The sequence below is a fragment of the Enterocloster sp. OA13 genome (assembly GCF_022440595.1).
Taxonomy (GTDB): Bacteria; Bacillota; Clostridia; order Lachnospirales; family Lachnospiraceae; genus Enterocloster; species Enterocloster hominis.
This window is the reverse complement of sequence record NZ_JAKNTF010000001.1, coordinates 3,589,494-3,613,513: the sequence shown is the minus strand read 5'-3', so window position 1 is coordinate 3,613,513 and position 24,020 is coordinate 3,589,494. Positions and strand designations below refer to the sequence as shown.

The 24,020-nt window shown below is 40.9% G+C and carries 22 protein-coding genes; all 22 read left to right on the top strand.

What is annotated here, in order from left to right; all coding sequences use genetic code 11:
* Positions 1-208 precede the first annotated feature (208 nt).
* Positions 209-385 (top strand): hypothetical protein, encoded by a 177-nt coding sequence (locus tag MCJ35_RS16035; protein ID WP_240299566.1) that lies wholly within the window; start codon positions 209-211, stop codon positions 383-385.
* Positions 354-3,734, top strand: a complete 3,381-nt coding sequence (locus tag MCJ35_RS16030) for a hypothetical protein (protein ID WP_240299565.1) — start codon at positions 354-356, stop codon at positions 3,732-3,734. The genes MCJ35_RS16035 and MCJ35_RS16030 overlap by 32 nt, the downstream gene beginning before the upstream one ends.
* Positions 3,735-4,223: 489 nt before the next feature.
* Positions 4,224-4,457, top strand: coding sequence for a hypothetical protein (locus tag MCJ35_RS16025; RefSeq protein WP_025486430.1), 234 nt, complete (start codon positions 4,224-4,226; stop codon positions 4,455-4,457).
* A 73-nt stretch (positions 4,458-4,530) separates the two neighbouring features.
* The gene (locus MCJ35_RS16020; protein ID WP_240299564.1) at positions 4,531-8,190 is read left to right on the top strand and encodes a DUF6273 domain-containing protein; all 3,660 of its coding nucleotides are present in this window, start codon (positions 4,531-4,533) and stop codon (positions 8,188-8,190) included.
* Positions 8,191-8,577: 387 nt separating this feature from the next.
* Positions 8,578-11,433 (top strand): leucine-rich repeat domain-containing protein, encoded by a 2,856-nt coding sequence (locus tag MCJ35_RS16015; RefSeq protein WP_081739241.1) that lies wholly within the window; start codon positions 8,578-8,580, stop codon positions 11,431-11,433.
* 103 nt (positions 11,434-11,536) lie between these two features.
* Entirely contained in the window at positions 11,537-12,007 is a 471-nt protein-coding gene (locus tag MCJ35_RS16010) for an MBL fold metallo-hydrolase (protein ID WP_025486433.1), read from the top strand.
* 276 nt (positions 12,008-12,283) lie between these two features.
* Entirely contained in the window at positions 12,284-13,390 is a 1,107-nt protein-coding gene (locus MCJ35_RS16005) for a hypothetical protein (RefSeq protein WP_025486434.1), read from the top strand.
* An 807-nt stretch (positions 13,391-14,197) separates the two neighbouring features.
* A complete protein-coding gene (locus tag MCJ35_RS16000) occupies positions 14,198-14,983 on the top strand; it encodes a ParA family protein (RefSeq protein ID WP_024720798.1) in 786 nt (261 codons plus the stop codon).
* Positions 14,973-15,878 (top strand): ParB/RepB/Spo0J family partition protein, encoded by a 906-nt coding sequence (locus MCJ35_RS15995; RefSeq protein WP_024720797.1) that lies wholly within the window; start codon positions 14,973-14,975, stop codon positions 15,876-15,878. Before MCJ35_RS16000 ends, MCJ35_RS15995 begins: the two co-directional genes overlap by 11 nt.
* Positions 15,875-16,009, top strand: a complete 135-nt coding sequence (locus tag MCJ35_RS31660; protein ID WP_255420280.1) for a hypothetical protein — start codon at positions 15,875-15,877, stop codon at positions 16,007-16,009. Before MCJ35_RS15995 ends, MCJ35_RS31660 begins: the two co-directional genes overlap by 4 nt.
* Before the next feature lie 4 nt (positions 16,010-16,013).
* Entirely contained in the window at positions 16,014-16,175 is a 162-nt protein-coding gene (locus tag MCJ35_RS15990; protein ID WP_164468309.1) for a hypothetical protein, read from the top strand.
* On the top strand, positions 16,172-16,483 hold the full coding sequence (locus MCJ35_RS15985) for a DUF6050 family protein (protein ID WP_022068206.1): 312 nt from the start codon (positions 16,172-16,174) through the stop codon (positions 16,481-16,483). Before MCJ35_RS15990 ends, MCJ35_RS15985 begins: the two co-directional genes overlap by 4 nt.
* A 131-nt stretch (positions 16,484-16,614) precedes the next feature.
* Positions 16,615-17,013: a hypothetical protein gene (locus MCJ35_RS15980; protein ID WP_024720796.1), complete on the top strand. Its 399-nt coding sequence runs from the start codon at positions 16,615-16,617 to the stop codon at positions 17,011-17,013.
* Between the two features lie 13 nt (positions 17,014-17,026).
* Positions 17,027-17,425, top strand: a complete 399-nt coding sequence (locus MCJ35_RS15975) for a single-stranded DNA-binding protein (protein WP_005344165.1) — start codon at positions 17,027-17,029, stop codon at positions 17,423-17,425.
* Positions 17,426-17,438: 13 nt separating this feature from the next.
* Positions 17,439-17,831 (top strand): hypothetical protein, encoded by a 393-nt coding sequence (locus tag MCJ35_RS15970; RefSeq protein WP_008688048.1) that lies wholly within the window; start codon positions 17,439-17,441, stop codon positions 17,829-17,831.
* Positions 17,824-18,702, top strand: a complete 879-nt coding sequence (locus tag MCJ35_RS15965; protein WP_024728267.1) for a replication initiator protein A — start codon at positions 17,824-17,826, stop codon at positions 18,700-18,702. Before MCJ35_RS15970 ends, MCJ35_RS15965 begins: the two co-directional genes overlap by 8 nt.
* Positions 18,703-18,711: 9 nt before the next feature.
* Positions 18,712-19,530 (top strand): replication initiator protein A, encoded by an 819-nt coding sequence (locus MCJ35_RS15960; RefSeq protein ID WP_024720795.1) that lies wholly within the window; start codon positions 18,712-18,714, stop codon positions 19,528-19,530.
* Positions 19,530-20,324 carry an ATP-binding protein gene (locus tag MCJ35_RS15955; RefSeq protein ID WP_024720794.1) on the top strand — a complete coding sequence of 265 codons (795 nt, stop codon included), beginning with the start codon at positions 19,530-19,532 and terminating at the stop codon, positions 20,322-20,324. The genes MCJ35_RS15960 and MCJ35_RS15955 overlap by 1 nt, the downstream gene beginning before the upstream one ends.
* Positions 20,325-20,406: 82 nt before the next feature.
* Positions 20,407-20,898, top strand: a complete 492-nt coding sequence (locus MCJ35_RS15950) for a PcfB family protein (protein WP_024720793.1) — start codon at positions 20,407-20,409, stop codon at positions 20,896-20,898.
* Complete coding sequence (locus MCJ35_RS15945; protein ID WP_034549741.1) at positions 20,895-22,781, top strand: VirD4-like conjugal transfer protein, CD1115 family; 1,887 nt, start codon at positions 20,895-20,897, stop codon at positions 22,779-22,781. The genes MCJ35_RS15950 and MCJ35_RS15945 overlap by 4 nt, the downstream gene beginning before the upstream one ends.
* Before the next feature lie 123 nt (positions 22,782-22,904).
* Positions 22,905-23,120 carry a Maff2 family mobile element protein gene (locus tag MCJ35_RS15940; RefSeq protein WP_017144663.1) on the top strand — a complete coding sequence of 72 codons (216 nt, stop codon included), beginning with the start codon at positions 22,905-22,907 and terminating at the stop codon, positions 23,118-23,120.
* Between the two features lie 12 nt (positions 23,121-23,132).
* Entirely contained in the window at positions 23,133-24,002 is an 870-nt protein-coding gene (locus tag MCJ35_RS15935) for a VirB6/TrbL-like conjugal transfer protein, CD1112 family (protein ID WP_024720791.1), read from the top strand.
* Positions 24,003-24,020: the final 18 nt, after the last annotated feature.

Genomic DNA, 24,020 nt, shown 5'->3' with positions numbered 1-24,020 from the left:
TGCATTATGAGGTGACTTTGATGTCATTCCCCAAATTAGTTTTGACATCCACACCAGAACTTGATATAATTAAATAAGAAATTGCGAATGGCTATGGCCGTTCGCATTTCGTCGTTTTAGGGAAGATGAACGGATTTGTTCATCTTGGGAGAGGAGGTGTATTAAGCATAGATGTAGCAATATTGTCAAAATTTAAGGAGGGGAAAGAATGAAAAATAAGAAACATGTACGTAACTTTTCGCTGCTACTGTGTGCCGCCCTGCTGGCAGGACAAATGGGGATGACTGTGTATGCGGAAGAAACATCGTCAGGCAACCGGGGGGGGGGGGGCAAAAAGACGCAGAAAACTGCTGTTGGTATTGGGAATCATTTTAGTATGCAGTAATATAGGAAGTATAATGCCCTATGGTGCAGAGCAGGATGTCTCAAAGCAGATAGAGGAGTTTGAGGAACTGCCAGAGGAAATACTGTATCAACAGGTCCCTAACGGAACAAAAAAGAAAAACCTGGACTTACCGGAAAGGCTGCGTGGTTTTGTAGTGATTGAATCCTTTGATGATGAAGATACTGCAACTCCATCTGAAGCTAAAAAGCATATCGCATCCTCGTCAGAGGCAACCAAGGACCATGAAGAGGATAAGGGGTATACAGCATCCCCTTCAGAGGCAATCAAAAAAGAGGATGAAGATGTGACCGTGGCAACATCCAGTACGGCAACGAAAACTGAGGATGGGGAGTGGAAAAATATCCGTGTCAAGTGGGAACTGGATGAAGGCTTTAGCGATAGGGACGAGTATGATGGGGAGGTCCCGGGTATCTATGTATTCGATGCTGTATTGGTGCGTGATACATATCAGCTGGCTTCGGCGGAGCTGCCAAGAATAGTGGTGGAAGTCTTACCTGGTGCTGATGGTGATATGGTTACCGACTGGAAATGGATGGATGAGCAGGAACTGCTCTCAGGCAATATCCTTTCCCTGCCGGGTGCCAGTGAAATTAACAGGGTAGGCCATGAAATCATAGTATCCATGCTGCCGGAAAAAATCAGTGCAACTGTAATATATGCGGATGGAGACGTATCAGAGGACTTAAAATCGGAAATAGGAATTGAAGGATGGGAATGCAGTGACTATCCTGAGGATGGGGGATATGAAGGGGAATTTATCTTTAAGGCACTGCTTCCGGAAGGATATACGGTAAAGGATGGTGTAAAGCCACTGCAGATAAAGGTACAGTTCGGCGGAACCAACCTTATGACCAATCCCGAAGACCAAATTATGGTCGCGGGCCTGTTGATGGATGATGTGTATCAGTATGCGAGGGTGGATGACGATAATAAGGTTGTTTATGGAACTCAAGGTGAGCATGACATCCATTGGGATGCAGAGCAGGGGAAACTGGAATTATCAAATGTTCAATTAAGTAGGACGGTTGATGGGAAATCCGGAGATGATGCTGTCATATCGTCTAACCGTAAGGATCTGATGATTGTGGTAGAGGGAGAAAACCTCATCCATGTGGAAAACCATGCCGACCAATCATACTTTGCAGTCAGTAATCCAGGTGGAGGTATTTCTGTTGCAAATGGTACGGACACATCCGGTTCGCTTACCATTTCATTGGAGCAGGATGGGGATTTAGGGACAGGTAAGAACCTTGGCGGAATAGATTCTGCCGATGGCTTCCAAAACTATGCTGACATTGGGATTGATATATTAGGGGCACAAGACAGGAGTCTCGTTGGGACGATATTTGGAATACGATGCGGGACATATGATGTACCAGCAAAAACATCCTTTGACAATGAAGGTAGTATAAAAATAATCATTGATAATGGAAGCCTGGATTCAGGAGAATGGGCAAACGCATATGGGATGGTCATTTATGGGGCCGGAATGGAAAATAATGGTGACATTGATATCTCGGTCACGACGACGAATGGACAGGCTTATGGATTGAGGGGCACATCCATATCTGAACAGTGGGTAAATGGCCAGGATGGGATGATTCACGCAGAAGTGCTGGCTTACGGTGGTAATATAGATGGAACAATCAGTCTCTCGCGCTGGTCTAACCATTCTAATGCGTTTTCAATTGTTGGTGGGAAGGATATCCACGTGCTTAATTGCGGCACGATGGAACTTAAGGCTACAAATAAAGGGAAGAACGGTACTTATGAGCATGCAATTGGCCTTGAAATGGATGGGAGCGGCAGTGTCACCCTTGATAATCAGGGGGATTTGACTGCGAGTGGTTTGGAAGGATATAGCTATGGAATCGACCTGCTTAATTATTCAGGGGATGCAACCATCATCAATTCCGGTACAATTACGGCAGACGCCACCACTGATGGACATGATTTATATGGAGGGGGAAACGCTGCGGGAACAGGAATCTGTATCAATCTGGAGAACTCGGGTAAACAACAGTTCACATCATTACAGTTAGAACCGGGCAGCACACTGATAGCATCCGCATCTGCTTCTGAGGACGTGGACGGCATAGACGTTGATAAGGCAGAAGCGCACTGTCAGGCCATCCAGCTTCAAAAGTTATACTATGATGACCCTAAGTATGCAGAACTTCCGCAGGAGATTGAACTAGGGGACGGGCTTGTAATCCGAAAGGGTGGAAAGTGCTTTACCGTGCTCCTGAACCCTGATATTTATGGCGCATGGATTTATATCAATACCATAGGTGAGGATGAAAGTACCGGCCCTGCCAGATATGTTGAGATAGGTACGGCAATTGTCCCGGATGTGGATTGGCCGGAAGTGATCCTTACATATGGGGAAAGTCTTGCAGATGGTGATATTTCCAGCGGGGAGGCATTTGATGAAGACCATAGGATACTGGATGGGGATTTTGTGTGGAGCGATGATACCATTGTGCCATCGGTAAAAGACGGTATGGAAAAGACATACAAGATGTCATTCAGACCCTTAAGCATTTATGGGGATTTATACAGTATAGCAACGGGGGACATAGTAGTAACCGTCCAGCCTAAAAAACTGTCATTATCTTTGGAGGTAGAACCGGTTGAGGCACGGGCCGGGCAGGAGATAAAACTGCAGGCAGGTATAAGCGGGACAATAGGTAATGACATCCCCAAAGGGATGGTTAAGTTCAGTGCAGATGGTGTCGCGATAGCACAGTGCCCAATAGATGGGGATTTACTGTCATCTGCAACGTGGAAAAACCCTTCAGCAGGCAATCATGTCCTAAGCGTGGAATACATTCCTGTTGTGCAGGATAATTATATGGGGGATAGGATTATTTCCATAAATGATTATAATGTAGTAGGTTCGGATGTTTCCTCAGATGGTAGTGATTATACCACACCCGTGACAAATGGGAAGTGGCTGAAAGATGACATTGGATGGCGTTGGCAGAAAGCAGATGGGACATGGGCACAGGGGCGAAGGGAAACAGATTCAACTGGGAAACAGTCTGAGTATTACAGATGGGAGTTAATTAATGGAGTATGGTATGCATTTGGTGCGGACTGTTATTTAAAAGATGGTATGATATTTGATGCATATTATGATGGCTGGTTCTGCGTAGATATCAATTATGGGATGAGGACCGGATGGCAGCAGATTGACGGTGTTTGGCGTTATTTTAATCCGGTTTCAGATGGAAAGATGGGAATTATGTTGGTAGATACGTGGATAGATGGTTGGTACGTGGACAAGAATGGAATATGGAATGGAGGAATGCAAAAGGAATATTGATTAATGATGTTAAATTAATATCCTGGCTATTTAAAGTCTACGGGGAGAGAAAAGACCAGTCGGGGAACTGGTCTTTTCAGGAGAAGGTATTTCGTTTCTTTTGGGGGCTAACAAAACTATAATGTGTTGAAGGGGTTACGTTAATTATAATAGCATAAATTAAGAAAAAATTGTATATGAAGATTTCTAAGGATGAAATTATGTTTTATACTTTTTTGTAAATATGGTTTTATAGGGATTTACAACTCAAATATTAAATGCATAGTAAAGTTATATAAATGTGAAATTGATAAGTAGATAAGAACAGGCGGAGGGCTGCGATGGCTCATCCGCTTTTTGTTGGTATAATTTAGTTGCAATAGCGTTACAAGATGGTAAAATAAGTGAAAAAATAGATATATCACACAAAATATCTAATATTTTTGTTTGGTAATAGCAAATAATGTGCTAATATTTATATTGATAGATTTAAAAGGAGGGGAAATAAGTATGTATAAAAAAGCATTGTCATTAATGTTAACAGGCGCTCTTGTCGTAAGTCTTTCGGCAGTTGATATGTCGCCCAAATTTAGCTATGCAGAGACAATTGGTGACGAAGGCATAGCAACATCATCCAATGGAAAAAGGGATGATGACAAAGAGGATGGCTCTGACGAAGAAGTGGGGATTGCCTCCAATTCCAATGCGTCAAGAAAAGAACAAGATGAAGAAGATGTAACATGATTTAGATAAATACATTGATATCCCATTAGCCATTAATTGTGCCAGAGAGAATTTACCAGATAAAGTGAGTTTTATGGTTGGTAATATCAAGAGAATCACTGTGTCTCTCTATTGGGGGTTTGATTATGAAGAGACTATTGATGGTATAACCATCCATATAACAGCGAGCAACGGAATACTTCCTAAAAATGTAGAAGTAAGAATAATTAAGGTTAACCAGGATAATGAACTGGAAAAAGTCCTGCGTGATTCAATCGAAGGATTTAAGAAGGACGAAACCGTTGCATTTGATATCAGTTTCTGGGATGGTAATGATGAGATACAGATAGAGAACGGAAAGGTAAATGTTTCCTTTATTTGTCCCAAGCTTTCTGTGGATGGAGAAACCACGGTTTTTCATATTGATGATGATCAAAATCTAGAACTTATCCCTTCAAGGCAGGAAAGTGATGGGATAAGTTTTGAAGCTGACCATTTTTCTGTATATGGTTTCACAACCACATATACACAGGATACGGACCCATTAGGGAATCCTTTGATTGGTGGAACCACTTCTGGTGACTGGAAGGGGAATTATATTTATTTCGGATGGGAAGGATTGGAGAGCAACAAGCATAGTGGGAATGACAACTGGCTAGAAATTAAGGACTACGTTAATGACCGTGAATTTTATAGGCTTAATGGGCAATTGTATTCCGGCGCAGATTTAATGACGCCCATAAAGTGGAGGATATTGAATAATAATGGAAGCGCTTTACTTCTTTTGGCAGATGAGATGTTGGATGTTTATAATTATGGGACTGCAAATAATGACCATCCAACCTGGGAAACAAGTGATATGAGACGCTGGCTGAATGATGAATTTATGGCAAATCATTTCACACTTGAAGAACAGACCGATATTAAGGAAAGTACGGTTACCGATATTGTTAATTCGGACAGTAATCTGCCGGAAGGAAATTCAACTGAAGACAAGATTTTTCTCCCGTCAAAGGAAGAACTTACTGATGAAGGTTATGGATTCCCAATAAATGGAGAAAGCCTGTCACGCAAAACGACATATAATAATGATTCCTTAAGGTCTAGTAATACGGCAAGTGACAGAAGCTATTGGACGCGTAGTAGGGGAGATTTAAATTACACATTGTTAAGGCCAGTTTTTGTAACTGAAAAGGGGCTGTGCGGCTATGGAGCGAATCGGTATTGCAGCTGGATACTGGGAGTCCGTCCAATGCTCAGGCTGGATTTGGATTCACAACGCTTTGGCCTTAATAAAACAGACAGTAATTTAAACGCTGGAATTAAGTTTGATAAATCTGCATTGGAGATGAAAGTTGGGGATATTAAGGATTTGGAGGTTGCCCCTATTAATATTGACGACAATCTAACCAATTTAAAATGGATATCCACAAATCCATCAGTAGTATCAATTGGGGTTGATGGTAAATTATCAGCAATGAGTAATGGTACGGCTAATATCTATGCAATTCAAGGACAATATATTGCGATGTGTAGAGTTACAGTAACAGAAAGTCAGAAACGGCAATACAAAGTAACTTTTAAAGATGGGGATACAATTGTAAGAGAAGTAATGGTTGAAGATGGTACAGCTGCAACACCTCCGACAATAATTAAAGATGGATATACGTTAGCATGGGATAAGGATTTTAGTAGTATTACGGATGAAACCATAATCAACGCAATATGGACTGGAAACACACACGCGATAACGTATGTGTTAAATGGAGGAATAAATCATTCACTAAATCCAGCAACATATGTAGTAGGCGGAAATGGTGTTGTTCTCCAAAGGCCAACCCGTAAGGATTATATTTTTGGAGGATGGTATACAACACCAACATTTAAAGTTAACAGCAGAATAGATTTAATTGGACTCAATACAGTAGGTGATTTGGTAATATATGCAAAATGGATGCATGAGGGATATGATGGTTTTAGTACCGAAACTGACGGTTGGTGTATTGCCAATAGTAGATTAGGATTTGGATATGATAATAATTACAGAATTCCAGTCGAACGTTATAGTGACACATATGGTTTGGATATAATGGCATTGCTTGAACTTACAGGAACAAGAATAGTAAAATGGAGTGGAAATTGCTTCGGACTATCAACATTAGCAGTCGCTGATTATATTGGTAAAATTGATTTGGATGATTATATGTCAGGGGCTGGACAGGATATCGGTTTATATTATTATGGATATCAGGATATATATAAAACAGAGGAGGGGAAGGATTATTTCACTCTGGATGGTAATGGAGACATAATAGAATTAATTGAAAGGGTAATGATATCTCAAAATTCTATGGATGTAAAAAATTGTAGAGTATTTGAAGATTATGCAAAAAATAATTATAGGGACCTTATTGATTATTTGAATAGTAGTAGCGCAAAGCCACTAGTATTCTGTATAACAAAGACCCATCATGCAGTAGTTATTGAAACAGCGAAAAAACCTACAGATATGGGAGAAGGCTGGGTTAGAATACCTATATATGACTGCAATTATCCCAATAATAGTGTAATGCTTGAAAATCCTCATGATTCATACCTTAATTCCACAGCATATTTTGATGTAAATACGGAATCAGGTCAATGGATATATAGTTCACATGGCATAGAAAGGAAAAGTGGTAATACAAATAGTAACATGTATTTTTATGATTTGAGCAAACTACCCGATAATTTTTTTTCTAAAAAATTGGAATATGATCCACTCAAGGCGTTTATATATTTTAATGGAAGTGATTATTCTTTATATGATTGTCAAAATAATAAAATGGCCGAAGTAAAGAATAATGATTTGGTATACTGTTCAGATATATGTGAGTTTGTTCCATACTGTGAAGGTGGGGGAGATTTAGGTGGTTTCTTTAATATGCCAATTCAGCCGTATACAGTAAAGGGTGCCTGTTCTTTTGGGTTATTATCGGAACATCATGTTACAGTAGGGAAGATTGATGGAGGAACATTGGCATTTGACTGTAATACTGGTGAGTTATCAATCAAAGGGACTGGTAATACAGAAATATGTTTACAACAGAATGATGAACGGATTGCCGTGTCTATTAGCGATTATGTTAAAACGGATGAAAGTATAGGGATATTAATTAATAAAAATATAGTTATTAGCACGGATAAAATCCAAATAGCCGAATTAAATATAGAAAAAGACGGGGTGATTCAATCATTTAATAATATTAATTTAGAAGATATAAATGGTAAAATCGTGCAGGGGATTGAAATCATAATAGGTAATAGGACTAATTACATAAATCAGTACATAAACAGAGATGAATTAAGTGATATTGTTGAAGGTTCTTGGGAAAAGAATGATAAGGGATGGTGGTATAGGTATGAAGGCGGAACTTGGTCATCTAATGGATTCTATTATATTGATTATAATAAAAGGTATGATTGGTATTACTTTGATGAAAACGGTTATATGATGACAGGATGGATTTTATGGAATGGTTATTGGTATTACCTTAATCCTGATTCAGATGGGACAATGGGAGCCATGACTACTGGGTGGAAAGACATAAATGGTGCATGGTATTATTTTGACCCTACAACAGGCGCAATGAAAACAGGTTGGATTAAATTAGAGGACAAATGGTATTACCTTGGAGTTGATGGTATCCTATTCGTTAATACCACAACTCCTGATGGTTATCATGTAAATGAAAAGGGGGAATGGATACAGTAGTGCAATAAACTTATCAAAAACTGAATTTTAATTAGGGACTCCCCAAATAAGGGAGTCCTTTGTGTTATATGTGGAAAACGAGTGCCTATCCGATAGATGATGAAACTATGACCAAGTGATAAGTTCCCCAAATTAGTTTTGACAGCCATACCAGAACTTGATATAATTAAACAAGAGATTGCGAATGGCTATGGCCGTTCGCATTTCGTCGTTTTAGGGAAGATGAACGGATTTGTTCATCTTAGGGGAGGAGGTGTACTAAACATAAATGTAGCAATATTATCAAAATTCAAGGAGGGAAAAGGATGAAAAATAAGAAACTCGCACGTGGACTTTCATTGTTGTTGTGCGCCGCTTTGCTGGCAGGACAGATGGGGATGACCGTGTATGCGGAGGAAAAGTCGTCAAGCAACCGGGGGGGGGGTGCTATGCGAACACCACCCGGAACATACGGAAGAATGCGGCTATGTAGAGGCTGTCAAGGGTCACCGCTGTGAACACGTCCACACGGACGAATGTTATACGGACGAACTGATTTGCGGCTATGACGATGAGGATATGGATTGGGCAACGGACAGCTCCGCCACCCATGTACACAAAAAGAAGTGCTATGAACTGGACTGCCCCCATGAGCGCGGGGAGCATGACGATGATTGCGGGTACAATGAGGCAGTGAAGGGCCACCCCTGTGACTTTATCTGTGACGTATGTGGCAAGGAGGAGCCGGATGCGGACAGCGGGAACGTCCTGCCGGAAATACCGGAGCCGGAGGATAAGCATCCTGGGACGGAGGTACCAAATCAGATTCCGAATCAGCAGGGGAAAGTAGAGACGCTCATCATCACAGACTTTGATGTGTTGGACGAGAAGGTACAGTTTCAGTCCGTTTCACCCGGAACAAAGCTGGACGAGCTGAACCTGCCCGCCACGCTGGGCGCGTCCGGCTACACCATAGAGGACGATACCGTCCCCACACCGGAACCGATTACCATTAAGGGAGTGACATGGGAGCCAGACGAAGTTTATGACGACACCGCCGAACAGGGCAGCTATATCTTTACACCTGTTCTTCCAGACGGCTACACCTGCGCGGGAGATGTGGAACTGCCGGAAATCTATGTGCGGATTGGCGGACAGGTGGACACTCTTTCCTACGTCGGTACGGAATACAGCAAGAATGACGTGGAGGCTATCAATGCCATAATTGACACTCACAGCCTGACGTTCATCTCAAAGGACGACCCGGCAAATTGGACTGGTAAGGGAATAGTATGGGACAATAGCAGCCCGAAAAGAATTACCTATCTGATTTTAAACTCCCAGGGCCTTTCCGGGAGACTGGACGTGTCCGATTTGACGGCCCTGATCAGTCTGCAATGCCAAAATAATCAGCTGGAGGCGCTGGACGGACTGGATCAGCTGACGGAACTGACCAAGCTGGGCTGCAACAAGAACCAGCTGAAAGTATTGGACTTGTCAGAGAATAAGAAACTGACCGGGCTGAACTGCCAAAATAATCAGTTGGAGACGCTGGTCGGGCTGGAGAATTTGACGGAACTGACCGACCTGTACTGCGGCGTTAACCAGCTGGAGACACTGGACGTGTCAGAAAATAGGAATCTGACCATTCTGTCCTGCGAATATAACCCCTTAGCCTCATTCACACCAAAGGACGGCCATACCCTAACCGTTGATAAGACGACGGGCGGCACGGTTTGGATGACTGCCTTTGATTTCAGCAACAACAAGATAACATTGAAGGCAAGTCCCGACACCGACTTTTCCTTTCAGGAATGGCGGATACCGAGCGGCATATATCTCGATAATCCGGTTATCTTTATGCTGAACGACAATATGTCCATAAAGGCAGTCTTTGCGGCAGCCAACCCCGATGATGTAAACAATGACGGCTACCATGACGGCGATGTGGCGGTTATCAATGGCATCATTGAAAATAATGACCTCTCTGCCACAAAAGATGACCCGGCAGGTTGGGAAACAGATGACTTAGTAAGATGGGATAGTAGCACCCCAAAAAGAATCACTTACGTGGACATATATGAAAAAGGCTTGAGGGGGACACTGGATATTTCTGCCCTAACTAACCTGGGCATACTGTTTTGTGGCAAAAATAATCTGACTGGATTGAACGTATCAAAGAATACATCTCTGACCCATCTGTCCTGTGGAGATAACCAGTTGAAGGGGATGCTGGACGTGTCTGGGCTGACGGAACTGACGGAGTTGCACTGTGGCAATAACCAGTTGACGGCTTTGAACGGGTTAGAGAGCCTAGAGAACCTGACCTCTCTGTATTGCTTCGATAACCGGTTGACGGCACTGGACGTGTCTGGTTTATCCTCGTTGCGAGCACTGTCCTGCTTCGATAACCGGCTGCAAAGGCTGGATGTGTCCGGCCTGACATCCCTGACTATTCTGGGCTGCTTCGATAACCAGTTGACGGGGGTACTGGATGTATCCGGCTCACCTCTATTGAAAATGCTGTACTGTAGCAATAACCAGTTGACAGAGCTGAACTTATCCGGCTTGACGAGCCTTACGGATTTGTCCTGCAGCAACTTGCCGCTTACCTCTTTTACGGCACCAGACGGAAGTTTACTTGACATTAAGCCTGGCAGTGGAGGTAAAATTATATTCGGAGATGTTAAGAATCCAGGTATTGAGGGCTACTACCTTGACCGAAAAGAAGTAATCCTGTCCGCAGTTCCAGACACTGGGTATCATTTTACCGGATGGACACGCGATGGTGCGGAGGTGGGAAATAGCCTGGTCCTTGGGTTTATTCTCTCTGGAAACAGCACAGTAACAGCGAACTTCGAAGAAATCATCACCAGAGGAGGGTCTTCATCATCCGGGGGCGGCGGCTCAATCATTACAGTTCCGACTATAAAGTGGATACGGGATGAAAAAGGATGGCGTCTCAAAAATCCTGACCAGACCTGGGCTACAAGTAGCTGGAAAGAAGTGAATGGAATCTGGTATCATTTTAATGAGGAAGGATATATGCAGACTGGCTGGTATACCGATATAGATGGAAATCAATATTATCTTTTACCAACTGATGGCTCAACCCAGGGCAGTATGGTAACCGGCTGGCAGTTAATTGATGACAAATGGTATTATTTCAATATGGAATCCGATGGTACAAAAGGACGGCTGCTGTACAATACGGTTACTCCGGATGGCTATTATGTAAATGAGAAAGGGGAATGGATAGAATAATTAATGTAAAATATACTAATTATATTAACAATTATGAGGACTCCTATATTTTATGGGAGTCCCTTGTGTTACAAGATGAAAATAATAGCTTATTTGGTTGCCTATGCTGAAACCAGATGATACACTTATAATAGAAAATATGGGAGGGATTAAAAAGGGAAGGTCTATAAGTAAAGCAAGAAAAGGTATTATTTGGTTACTAACGTCATTGGTATTCATAAGTAGTTTCACCGGATGCTCAGCAAGGACGATACAAGATATATCTGTAAGAGCTGAGATTAACAAAAACGATACAGATTTAGTAAAGGCTACAAAGACATCTTCAGAACTTAAAGTTCATTTCATTGATGTGGGTCAGGGGGACAGTATCTTTATCCAGTCTGGCAATCACAACATGTTGGTTGATGCTGGTGAAAATGACCAGGGAGATACTGTTGTTTGTGGCATGGGGAATTCTTATGGTCATCCGCATCAGGAAACTACGGGTAAGTTATCTGCAAAGGGTATCCAGATATTCCGGACAGATGAACAGGGGATAGTAATAGCGACATCAAATGGGACGGATATGAACTGAAATACTCGGCCTGGTACATCAGGTAAAACTGGAAATAAAAATGAAGAAAAGGTTCCAGAAAAAACAGTTGCTCCAATAACAGCCTCGGTTCCTGTTACAGAAGCACCGAAGAATGGACTTACGTATGTGCATTAATACAAAAACGAAGAAATTTCATAGAACTTCATGCGGGAGCTTGCCAACTGCCAATCGTAAAGATACTGATATGAGCCTTGCAAGAAGTGTAACCCATAAGAGGGATGTTCAAATAGTAATCACGACTAGGTGGTACAAGCTATGAAGAATGAAAAAGATACGAAGTTACATTACGACTCCCATACGCATGAAATTGATTTAATATCAGAAAAAAAGCATTTAACAGCTTGGGGGAAAATCACATTATCTCTTACTAAGAATGAAGTTGTTTATAGAACTATTTTTACAATATTAGGGACAGTTATGTCGGCAACACTGACATATGCTAGTATTAAAGTGGCTTCAATGGCGAATACAATTAATGAGAGACAAGCGGAAATCGCATCTAGGGAAGCGGATCTTGCCTCAAAAGAAATGGAAATTAGTATGCAAGAAAGAATGCCGTTTTTTGAAGTATCTTTTGGAAGGGATGATACAGGCTTTGTTACTGACTTTTTGGATTTCTATGCTTTGGGTTTGGATGATATGGGCGAAATTGATTTTGATTTTGATGAGATAATAGAAGATTTAGAGTATTCAGGAACCTTTGATAGCGCTATTTTTGTTTCTGACCCACATTTTGGATATACAGACGATATGATTATCGGAAGTTTAGAACGAATGATAGCTGCATCTGGTCCTTGTGTCATTAAAAACATTAGGAATGGTGACTCAAGCATGATGCCACAATTAAAAATTCACCTGAATAAAACTATACGTAGCGAAAATAAAGCTACACTTCAAATATCGAATAAGGGAGGAAAAATTACAAATGCGGTTATATATCCATATGAGATACTGAGAGTTACTGTAGATAAGGATTATGCAAACTCAATTTTTGTATATTTAAATGATTATTTTTATGATAGTGTTTTATATTTCAATCTATTGGAAAATAATGTGTATCCCAGCGCTACGATGAATTTAAGAAACTCATATTATATTTATGAAATGCGAAGAGAGCTAAAGGATATTTTAAGTGAAGATTATTCCGAAGTAGATATAGACGACTATTTTTATATAAATATACGATTTACAGACATTCTTAAAGAGGAACATAGCGAATGGTATGAAGTTAATGACTGGATATTAGATGAGGAGCAAAATGAAGATGTTATTGAAAAGTTAGAATTTATGGATGGGATTGATATGAAATCTTATGATACCTTAGAAGATATTCAAATAGTAAAAGAATTTATGTTTAACTGAAAATTGTTATAATTTATATTGAAAGAGAGCCCGTAAAAGTATACTTTTGCGGACTCTCAGATTGTAGACAAAATGGCTTTGGGATTTACATCCCAGGCCATTACATTTTATCATATCGATTTGATATATAATATGTTGAAAATAGGAAAATCGATAAGATTCCTCTAAAAAAAATTACCACTATTGATATTGAAAAATGGGCCATTGATATACTGACCGCATTTCGCATGACGGCCCAAGCATTCAATACGCATAAAATTGTAGTAATGAATGCCATGCTTTATGCAAAGAAGAAGGGGTATATAACGGATAACCCATGGATAAGCGAAGAATTAGATTATAGGGCCTTCTGTCTAGCCCTAGAAGAAAGCCATCTTCAGAGATGGTGTTCTATCCTGATGAAATTGAGGCTCTTTTAACGGAACTAATGCGAGGGTATGAAACCAATTGTAATTCGGCGTGTATAGGCATCATGTCAAATTTTGATTGGGGGTTACGTATTGGAGATGATGATGATAAAATAAGACTAAATCAACGGAAACCCAGTAAATACAAGGGGTTGAGTCGATTTGGTCCTGAAAAAAACTTGCAACGAATCAACAAATTTATGAAGGAAAGGCCTACCTTTTATAAAAAACTTATTCAGATGAAAGAAAATTTCCGCTTTTATCTGAGATGCTTTTACTGTATCACGAAAGTGGTGATATTACAATTTAATAGCGAAAAACAGGACCGAATTAGCTCGTAATGGATGAAAATCTGTTTAGCTGATTCGGTCATTTTTATTGATTGAAAGGTGATGAAAAAATGGCTAGAATTATTTCTATTGTAAACCAAAAAGGGGGAACGGGAAAATCCGCATGTACAGCTAATTTAGCAGTAGGATTGGCACAAAAGAATATGAAAGTGTTGATTGTAGATGCAGATCCACAGTCTGATGTATCCGCAGGATTTGGATATCGTGATTGTGATGAAAGTAATGAAACACTTACAGCTCTTATGGATACAGTAATGAAAGATGAAGATATTCCTTCAGACTGTTATATCAGGCATCAGGCAGAAGGAATAGACATTATCTGTTCTAACATTGGACTGGCAGGTACGGAAGTACAGTTGGTAAATGCAATGAGCAGGGAATATGTATTGAAACAGATTTTATATGGTATCAAGGATCAATATGATGCAATTATCATTGATTGTATGCCATCATTGGGAATGATCACAATCAATGCACTGGCTGCATCAGATGAAGTACTAATTCCGGTTGAAGCGTCTTACCTGCCAATCAAAGGATTGCAGCAGTTATTAAAAACGATCGGTAAGGTCCGTAAGCAAATCAATCCGAAGCTGCAAGTCGGTGGAATTCTGTTTACGATGGTGGATGCTCATACGAATGATGCCAGGAATAATATGGAACTTCTCAGAAATGTATATGGAAGTCAAATTAATATCTTTGATAATTATATTCCATTTTCCGTAAGAATGAAGGAGGCAGTCAGAGAAGGACAGAGTATTTTCTCTTATGATCCGAAAGGCAAAGCTACAGAAGCTTATCGGAGAGTGACGGAGGAGGTGCTGAAAGATGCCATCTAAAAAAAGAGCAACACCCATTTCCTTACAGCCGCTTGATGCGTTGTTTGGAACAAGCGAAGAGACAACCAATGGAATCAGTGAGATAGCAATAGGAAGCCTTCATCCGTTTCCAAATCACCCATTTCAAGTAAAAGATGATAAGAAAATGGAGGAATTGTCTGAAAGCATTACACAATATGGCGTGTTGGTTCCCGGTATTGTGCGGTTGAGAGAGTCCGGTGGTTATGAGCTTGTAGCTGGTCATCGGCGAAAACGAGCATGTGAACTTGCAGGATTAGAGAAAATGCCGGTTATCATCAAAGATATTACAGATGACGAAGCGACGGTGATCATGGTAGATTCCAACATTCAGCGAGAAGAGCTACTAATCAGCGAAAAGGCATTCGCTTATAAAATGAAATATGAGGCGTTAAAGCGTCAGGGGAAACGGTCTGATTTAACTTCTTGCCAAGTTGGCAAGAAGTTAGCGGCGGAAGAAGTCAGTCAGAATACAGGAGATAGTTCCAGACAGATTCTTCGATATATTCATCTGACAGAGTTGATCGCAGAGTTTTTAGAATTGGCAGACGAGAAGAAGCTTCCCTTTAATACAGCTGTTGAAGTTTCCTATTTGAGAACTGAAGAGCAGCAGATATTACTTCAGTATATGCATAATCACAATATAGTACCGTCCATGAAGCAGGCAAAGGAATTGAAACAGATTTCAAAAGAACGGATGTTGACGTATTCAGAGATTGACCAGATTTGCATGAATGAAAGTATTGAAAAAGTTCAGGTGCAGATTCCGGCGAAGAAATTGAAACAATATTTTCCAGAGACATATACAAAGACTCAGATGGAAGAAATTATATTTATGCTTCTGGCATCGTGGGCAGAAAGAGAGGGTAAAGAATGAACAATGAAGATATGGCAAGTAGAATACAAGTCTATCTGAAAAAGATAGAAAAGATACGTGTTAAACGGATAAAAAGAGAGAAATTTAAACATTTGTTGAAAACATTAGGATTATCAGCAGGAAGGAAGTGAAAGTATGGCTTTAAAAATTGTACGAAGATATGATGCGAACGGAAGGGAGCTTACGGAGAAAGATCTGGAAACCTTTCGATTGGATTCTCCTGTGGTTAGAGAAATACTGGCAAACCTTAATCGGGAGGTGGCGGAAGGAATCAGACAGAGGGAGAAAAAAAGATGACGATTGAAGATGTAATTAAAAAATCAATTCTGCCACTGGCATTTATGGTATTCTGGTTTTGGATGACAAAAACAATTATGAAGGTCAGTGGGCAGACGGATTGGTTCTGGTGGGTATTTATTGCCGGACTTCCATTTGGAATACATAAAATGCGGTTGATTCTAATTCCGAGAGGAATGGATACCACAGCAACACTTGGGATGGCTGCATTAAGTGTCATTATTGGAGCATTGATTGGAAGCATCATGATTCCAGTGTATGTGATCAGAGCGATATACGTGTTTATACGGTATGTCATTGGAAAATAGAATATTAGATTGATAAGAGGCAGGCTTGCGAAAATAAAAATCGTAAGTCTGCCTCTTTTTTTGTGCTTAAAAACAGGCAATTCAGGGGAATTCCCTTTTGCAAATATATATATTCTTGGAGGATTTTTAAGATGAGAGAGCGAATTGAAAGTAAGCATGTAACAAAGGAAATCAAAAGTCAGATGCCAGTGATTCCGGTGGCAATTGTTAAAAAAAGAGGCTGTACGTTCTGCCCATATTATCTGGGCAATTATGAGAAACAGCCACGCTGTATGATGAAAACCTGTGCCTGGGATGATGAAAATGAACGTTTCCATCCAGTTCTTCGTGAACTGATCCCATTTTACAAAGAGAAGATGGAAAAAGCAGAAGAAAAATTCCTGGCAATGAAAAAGATTTACACAACACTGTTAGGAATGTTTGCCGATGAAATGAAGCAGGAAGAGTTGGAAAAAGATGAATGTTACGGATGTGCCTATGGAAAATGTGGACCATGTATCGGTATCTGTTACAAATCAATGAAAGCATAGGAGGGGTAAGCCAATGAATACAACAGTTATTTCCGGGCGATTAGTAAGAAATCCCGGATACAACGAAGTGGAGAATGAAAAAGGACTTCATAAGATTGCCAAGTTTGTTCTGGCAGTCAGAAGAAATTATTCCGATGAAGTCAGTTTCATTCCGGTAAAGGCTTTTGCAAAGAAAGCAGAATTTGCCAGAGATTATCTGATGCAGGGAACGAAGGTCATGGTGGAAGGCGAGATTGTCACAGGTAATTATGAAGATAAGGATACTGGGAAAAAGATCTATACCACCGAAGTGTATGCAAACCGGATTGAATTCGCAGGTGCAAAAATGGTTGACAGACCACCGTTTCCAGAAGATGCGGAAGGGTTCTTAGAGATCCCAGAGGGTATGGAAGAAGAAATGCCGTTTAGATAGAGGAGGATAAAAGATGGTTTCAGTAGATCAGGCGTATATGGTAGGGCATATGAAAAATGCCGATGGAAGTATCAACAACAAAAATGTAGTGCTGTCAGCAGCATGTGAAGCAGCGGAACTGTTCCAGTGCATGATGGCAGTAAATCAGAAACTGGAGGACTGGCAGAGATTTAATCACACCTTGGAGATGCATCTTAGAAGTGTGGAATGTGAGAAAATCCATGATATCTGTCAGGCAGTATACGGAATGAAACATCCGTCCAATGAACTGGAAGGATTGTATCTGGCAAGAGAGGATGAACAGATATGCCTGCTGTACTATCAGGTGTTTGTAGGGATGCTGGAAATCAATATTAATTCAGCCGAAGTGCTGTACAAACAGAAGGAGGAAACAATCAATGAGTAAGATGGAGTATATGCCGGTAGATTGTCTGCAGGTGCCAAAGGTGCTGTTTCAGATGGAAAAATACAAAAATCTGTCAAATACAGCAAAGATTCTATACAGCTTATTTCTGGATCGTTTGAAATTTGCGGTGCAAAATGGCTGGGTAGATCATAACGGGAATCTGTTTGTTATCTATCCCAAAAGTGAAATAAAGAAAGACCTGAATACGACTCGGTATGGAGTAGATCAGGCAGTACAGGAACTGGTTCAGGTTGGTAAACTGGTGCGTATCATTCCAAACAATGGAAAGGCGAACCACTTTTATATCAATGGTATTTATGAAAATGAGATGGAGGAAGAATCAATGATGACATTAGATACTATCATGGCAAATATGCCGCTGGCTGAAAGAGAAATTATTATGGATAAGATGGTGAAAGCATCCAGAGATATTTTTGAAACTATTGCGGATATGGGATATATTGATCAATATGAAACGTCTTTAACTGCAATGGAAAAGCGAGGATACCAGGATGAGCTTGGAGAGATGGATATTGATCAAATTAAGGCTGATGGATATGAGTTTGGTATGGATCTTGCATTTGGAATTCTGGAGGAAAATGAAAATAATCCTGCTCGTGTGTTAGATATCCAGAAATATGTGAACAGACAGTATGAAAGCTGTTCAAAAAAGAAGTTTATGAAGGTCCTGGAAACCCTTGTTCATGCGATGGGGAATGATGAAGGCTTTATTGGTGATATGTATGCTTGTAACAAGAAGGCCAGAAATTATTATTTGGACGAAATGATTCAATCATTCAATTTTGTATTTGATGAGATGTGCCATGGTACAGGCAGTGCAGCAAATTGTGATTTTGATGTAGAAGAGTAGGAAAATATTATGGCAGATTTTGAATATTTCAGAGCAGAAGAATCTGACCAGTTTTCTTTTTTTCGGATACCAAAAGCTCTGTTCACAGAAAAAGAGTTTGCAAGCCTGTCCACAGACGCAAAGCTCCTTTATGGAATTCTGCTTGATCGAATCAGCCTGTCCAAGAAAAATGGCTGGATTGACAGTGAGGGTTATGTCTATATCATTTACACGATCGCAGAATTGCAGGAGCTGTTGCGAATGTCGCATACGACAGTGACAAAGCTTCTATATGAGCTGGATAGTGTGCATGGGATTGGATTGATCGAGCGGTATCGGCAGGGGAATAATCGTCCCTCTGTCATATATGTGAAAAATTTTGTAAAACGGAGTAGAGGAAAGCCAGTAAGATACTTTGTTTCTGGAATGCCAGAAACTGGAAATCCAGACTGCAAAGAATTGGAAATCCGGATTGCAAGAAACTGGAAGTCCGGAACGCAAAAAAATAGAAGTCCGGACTGCAAGAATCTGGATGGAAGTAATACTAAGATAAATAAGACTGAAAAGAATCATACTGATAAGAGTAAGGGCAATACACCCGCTTTGGAAGAAAAATTCAGTCAATATGGTAGATTTAAAAATGTTGTTCTGTCGGAAGCTGAACTGCAGGAGTTGATGACGCTATTTCCATGGGATTACCAGAAACGGATTGATCATCTTTCTGTTTATATGAAATCCAGTGGAAAAGAGTATCAAAACCATTTTGCAACAATCTGTCTTTGGGCAGAAAGGGATGGAACCAGGATAGGAATGGATAAATATGAATTTCAGGAAGGAGAAAGCCTGTGATGGAAAACAAAGTAACAGCAGATTATCTGGACGAAGAGGGATGTCTTCATTGTGGCACCTGTGGAAAAAGAAAACAGATGAAAGTCAGTCTGATGGGTTTTGAGCATGTAGTGTCCTGTTTGTGCGAATGCGAGGTAAAAGCCAGGCAGGAACTGGATGAGAAGATGCAGCGGGAAGAAGAACAGCGGCAGCTTTATCAGAGAAAATCCGTCGGACTTCGGGAAAGAAGATTCTGGGAATGGAAATTTGAAAATGACAATGGAAGCAACCAGAAGATACTAATCGCCAGGCAGTATGTAGAAAACTGGACAGATATGAAGAGAAAAAATGTAGGATTGCTTTTGATGGGACCGGTTGGAACCGGGAAGAGCTTTTTTGCAGGCTGTATTGCAAATGCACTTTTGGAACAGGGAGAACGTGTCATGATGACAAACTTTTCCAGGATTTTAAATGAAATGACCAGCTATCAGGCAGATAAGAACCAGATTATACAAAATCTTGTGGATTATCCGCTGCTGATTATTGATGACTTGGGAATAGAACGAAATTCCGAGTTTGCTTTGGAGCAGGTCTATAATGTGATAGACAGCCGCTATTGTAAAATGCTTCCGCTGATCATAACAACGAATCTGGGACTGAATGAAATGAAGTCCACAGATTTGGATACTGCCCATCAGCGTATTTACAGTAGAATACTTGAAATGTGTGTTCCCATCTATTGTGGTGGAGAAGATAAGAGAAAAGAAGAAGGGACAGAAAAACTCGTACAGGTGCAGAACCTGATTACCGGTTAATCTGTCTTTTTTCATTAAAGGGGGTGATTGCCATGATTACAGATTTGGACAGCAGTTGAATCGCTGAAAGGAGGGAAAAGTCATGCAGGAAGAGGTAACTCAGAAAACGGTCACGTTCTGTATTCGGGCTACTAAGATTACGGCAGACCTGTTGAAAAAGGTTCTTGTTGCGTATCTGCGTCATCAGAAGCAGAAATCAGTAGAGAAGAAAGCACAGAAAAATCAGCCGAAACAGGGAAAGGTCACGGTAAAAGAGCTGGCAAAACAGAATGCCGGGATGGTCAATATCGAGATCACGGACAAAAATATCAAGTCCTTTGAACGGTATGCCAGAAAATATGGGATCAATTATGCTCTGAAAAAAGACAAGAGCAAAGAGCCGCCGGTTTATCTGGTATTTTTCAAGGGACGTGATCAGGATGCCCTCAATGCTGCTTTCCGTGAGTTTTCCCAGAAACAGATTCAAAAAGCGAATAAACCTTCCATTCATAAGCGTCTTGCAGCTTACCGGGCAATGATGCCAAAGAAGACGAAGGACAAAGTAAAGAGCCGACATCAGGAACAGAGCCGATGAAGAAACAAAACGGCAATAATCTGATGCAGAAGTGGAAGAATAAAGCTGGGGTCAGGCTGTCCGCCCTGGATAAAAAGAAACTGGTTCTTACGAATCTTCCCTATGTTCTGACCGCTTTTTATGCGGATCGAGCATCCTGCCTATACAGGAGCAGTCCCGGAGAAGATATAGGGAACAAACTGTTATATGCGATGGAACATGCAGATCGGATTTTTACAGGGATTCTGTTGAGTTTTGACCTGAGAGATCTATTGGTTGGAGTTACTGTCGCAGTTGTTTTGAAACTATTAGTTTGGCAGAAACAGTCAGATGCAAAGAAACTTCGGAAAGGAATCGAGTATGGTTCAGCCAGATGGGGAACTGCAGAGGATATCAAGCCTTATATGTCAGATGATCCCTGGATGAATATTCCGTTGACAGCAACAGAAGCACTGACTATGGAGAGCAGACCAAAGCAGCCGAAGTATGCGAGAAATAAAAATATCGTGGTCATCGGTGGCAGTGGTTCCGGAAAGACACGATTTTTTGTAAAGCCGTCGGTCATGCAGATGAATTGTTCCATGGTCATTACAGATCCGAAAGGTACTCTGATCGAAGAGTGCGGGAAGATGTTAGCAAAGGGACCGCCTAAGAAAGATAAGAATGGAAATATTATGAAAGATAAATCTGGAAAAGTGGTTCATGAGCCATATGTGATTAAGGTTCTGAATACCATCAATTTTTCCAAATCGCTTCATTACAATCCATTTGCTTATATACGGTCTGAAAAAGATATCCTGAAGCTGGTGACAACAATCATTGTGAATACCAAAGGCGAAGGGGAAAAAGCTTCCGAAGATTTTTGGGTGAAAGCAGAGAAATTGCTGTACACAGCACTGATTGCTTTTATCTGGTATGAAGGGGATGAAGAGGAAAAGAATCTGAATACCCTTCTGGATCTTTTGAACGAAAGCGAAACCCGTGAAGAGGATGAAACTTATCAGAATCCGGTGGATATGATGTTCCAGGAACTGGAAGAAAGAGATCCGCAGCACTTTGCGGTCAGACAGTATAAAAAATATAAAATGGCGGCTGGAAAGACAGCGAAAAGTATTTTGATATCCTGTGGAGCCAGACTTGCCCCATTTGATATCGCAGAACTTCGTGAGATCATGTCTTATGATGAAATGGAACTGGATAAGATCGGAGACAGGAAAACAGCCTTGTTCTTGATTATGTCCGACACAGATACAACCTTTAACTTTGTGATTGCCATGTTACAGTCACAGCTTTTCAATCTGCTTTGCGATAAGGCAGATGATGAATATGGTGGAAGACTTCCGGTGCATGTGCGTGTCATCGCTGATGAGTTTGCCAACATCGGACAAATTCCTCAGTTTGACAAGCTGATCGCAACTATCCGAAGCAGGGAAATCTCTGCTTCTATTATTTTGCAGTCACAGAGTCAGTTAAAGGCAATGTATAAGGATAGTGCAGATACCATTCTGGGCAACTGTGATACGACTTTATTCCTTGGTGGGAAAGAGAAGACCACATTAAAGGAAATGAGTGAGCTTCTGGGTAAGGAAACCATTGACCTGTATAACACTTCGGAGACGAGGAGTAATCAGAAGTCTTTTGGATTGAATTACCAGAAAACAGGCAAACAGCTGATGACAGAAGATGAGATTGCAGTCATGGATGGAGGAAAATGTATCCTGCAGATCCGTGGTGCCAGACCATTTTTCTCGGATAAATATGATATCACGAAACACAAAAACTATCGGCTTCTTGCAGATGAAAACGAGAAGAACCGGTACAAAGTAGAGAAAGAGTTAAATCCGCAGTACACACCGAAACCCGAAGAAGAGGTGGAAGTGATTCATGTAGAACTGTCGGAGTAACCTTGGGAATGAACGAAAAATAATGAGGAAAGGAATAACTGACATTAGGTGCGCCGGCTTTTTAGTCGGTGTTTTTTCATTCCCGTAAACACTTGAAAGAAGTCAGTTTTGGTTTATGAATATATGGCATTTTTTAGCAGTGCAATTACAACTTTAAAAACTCTTGTAGTCGCAATCGGCGCAGGTCTTGGTGTGTGGGGTGTCGTAAACCTTCTGGAAGGATATGGAAATGACAATCCCGGCGCTAAGAGCCAGGGCATCAAACAGCTGATGGCTGGTGCCGGAATCATGCTGCTGGGAACTACCCTGATTCCACAGCTGGCAACATTGTTCTCTTAAGAGGAGTGGTAGATGAACACCATCATTGAGAGAATTACGGAAGCGATAAAGGATATCCTGATCGGGCTTATCAAGTCATGTTTGGATAACATGTTCACGTCTGTCAATGAGCAGGTGGGAACCATAGCCGGGCAGGTGGGACAGACACCGCAGGGATGGAATACAGGGATTTTTAATCTGATTCAGAATTTATCCCAAACAGTGATTGTCCCCATTGCGGGACTGATCATCACCTTTGTCCTGTGCTATGAATTGATCACGATGGTAACACAGAAAAACAATTTCCATGAATTTGAGACTTACAATATTTTCCTCTGGATCTTCAAAGCGTATGTAGCTATTTATCTGGTGACAAATACGTTCAATATCACGATGGCGGTCTTTGATGTTGGCCAGCATGTGGTCAACAATGCCGCCGGGGTGATATCAGGAAACACTGCGGTGGATGCAACAGAAGCAATTTCACGGATTGTGGATGCCCTGGAGGATATGGAGTTAGGGGATTTGTTCCTGCTATCCATGGAAACGATGTTGATCAGTGTTACCATGCACATTCTGTCAATTATCATTACGGTAATCTTGTTCGGAAGAATGATAGAAATTTACCTTTATACTTCCATAGCACCAATTCCGTTTGCCACCATGACCAATAAGGAATGGGGCAATATCGGAAACAACTATTTAAAAGGCTTGTTCGCACTGGCATTTCAGGGATTCTTCATGATGGTCTGTGTGGGAATTTATGCAGTTTTAGTAAATGCAATGACCATATCCAGTGATCTTCATGCAGCTATGTTTTCAGTAGCGGCTTATACCGTGATTCTTGCATTTTCATTATTCAAGACCGGAAGCCTTAGCAAATCTATATTCAATGCCCACTAGCGGGCAGGAAAGGAGCGC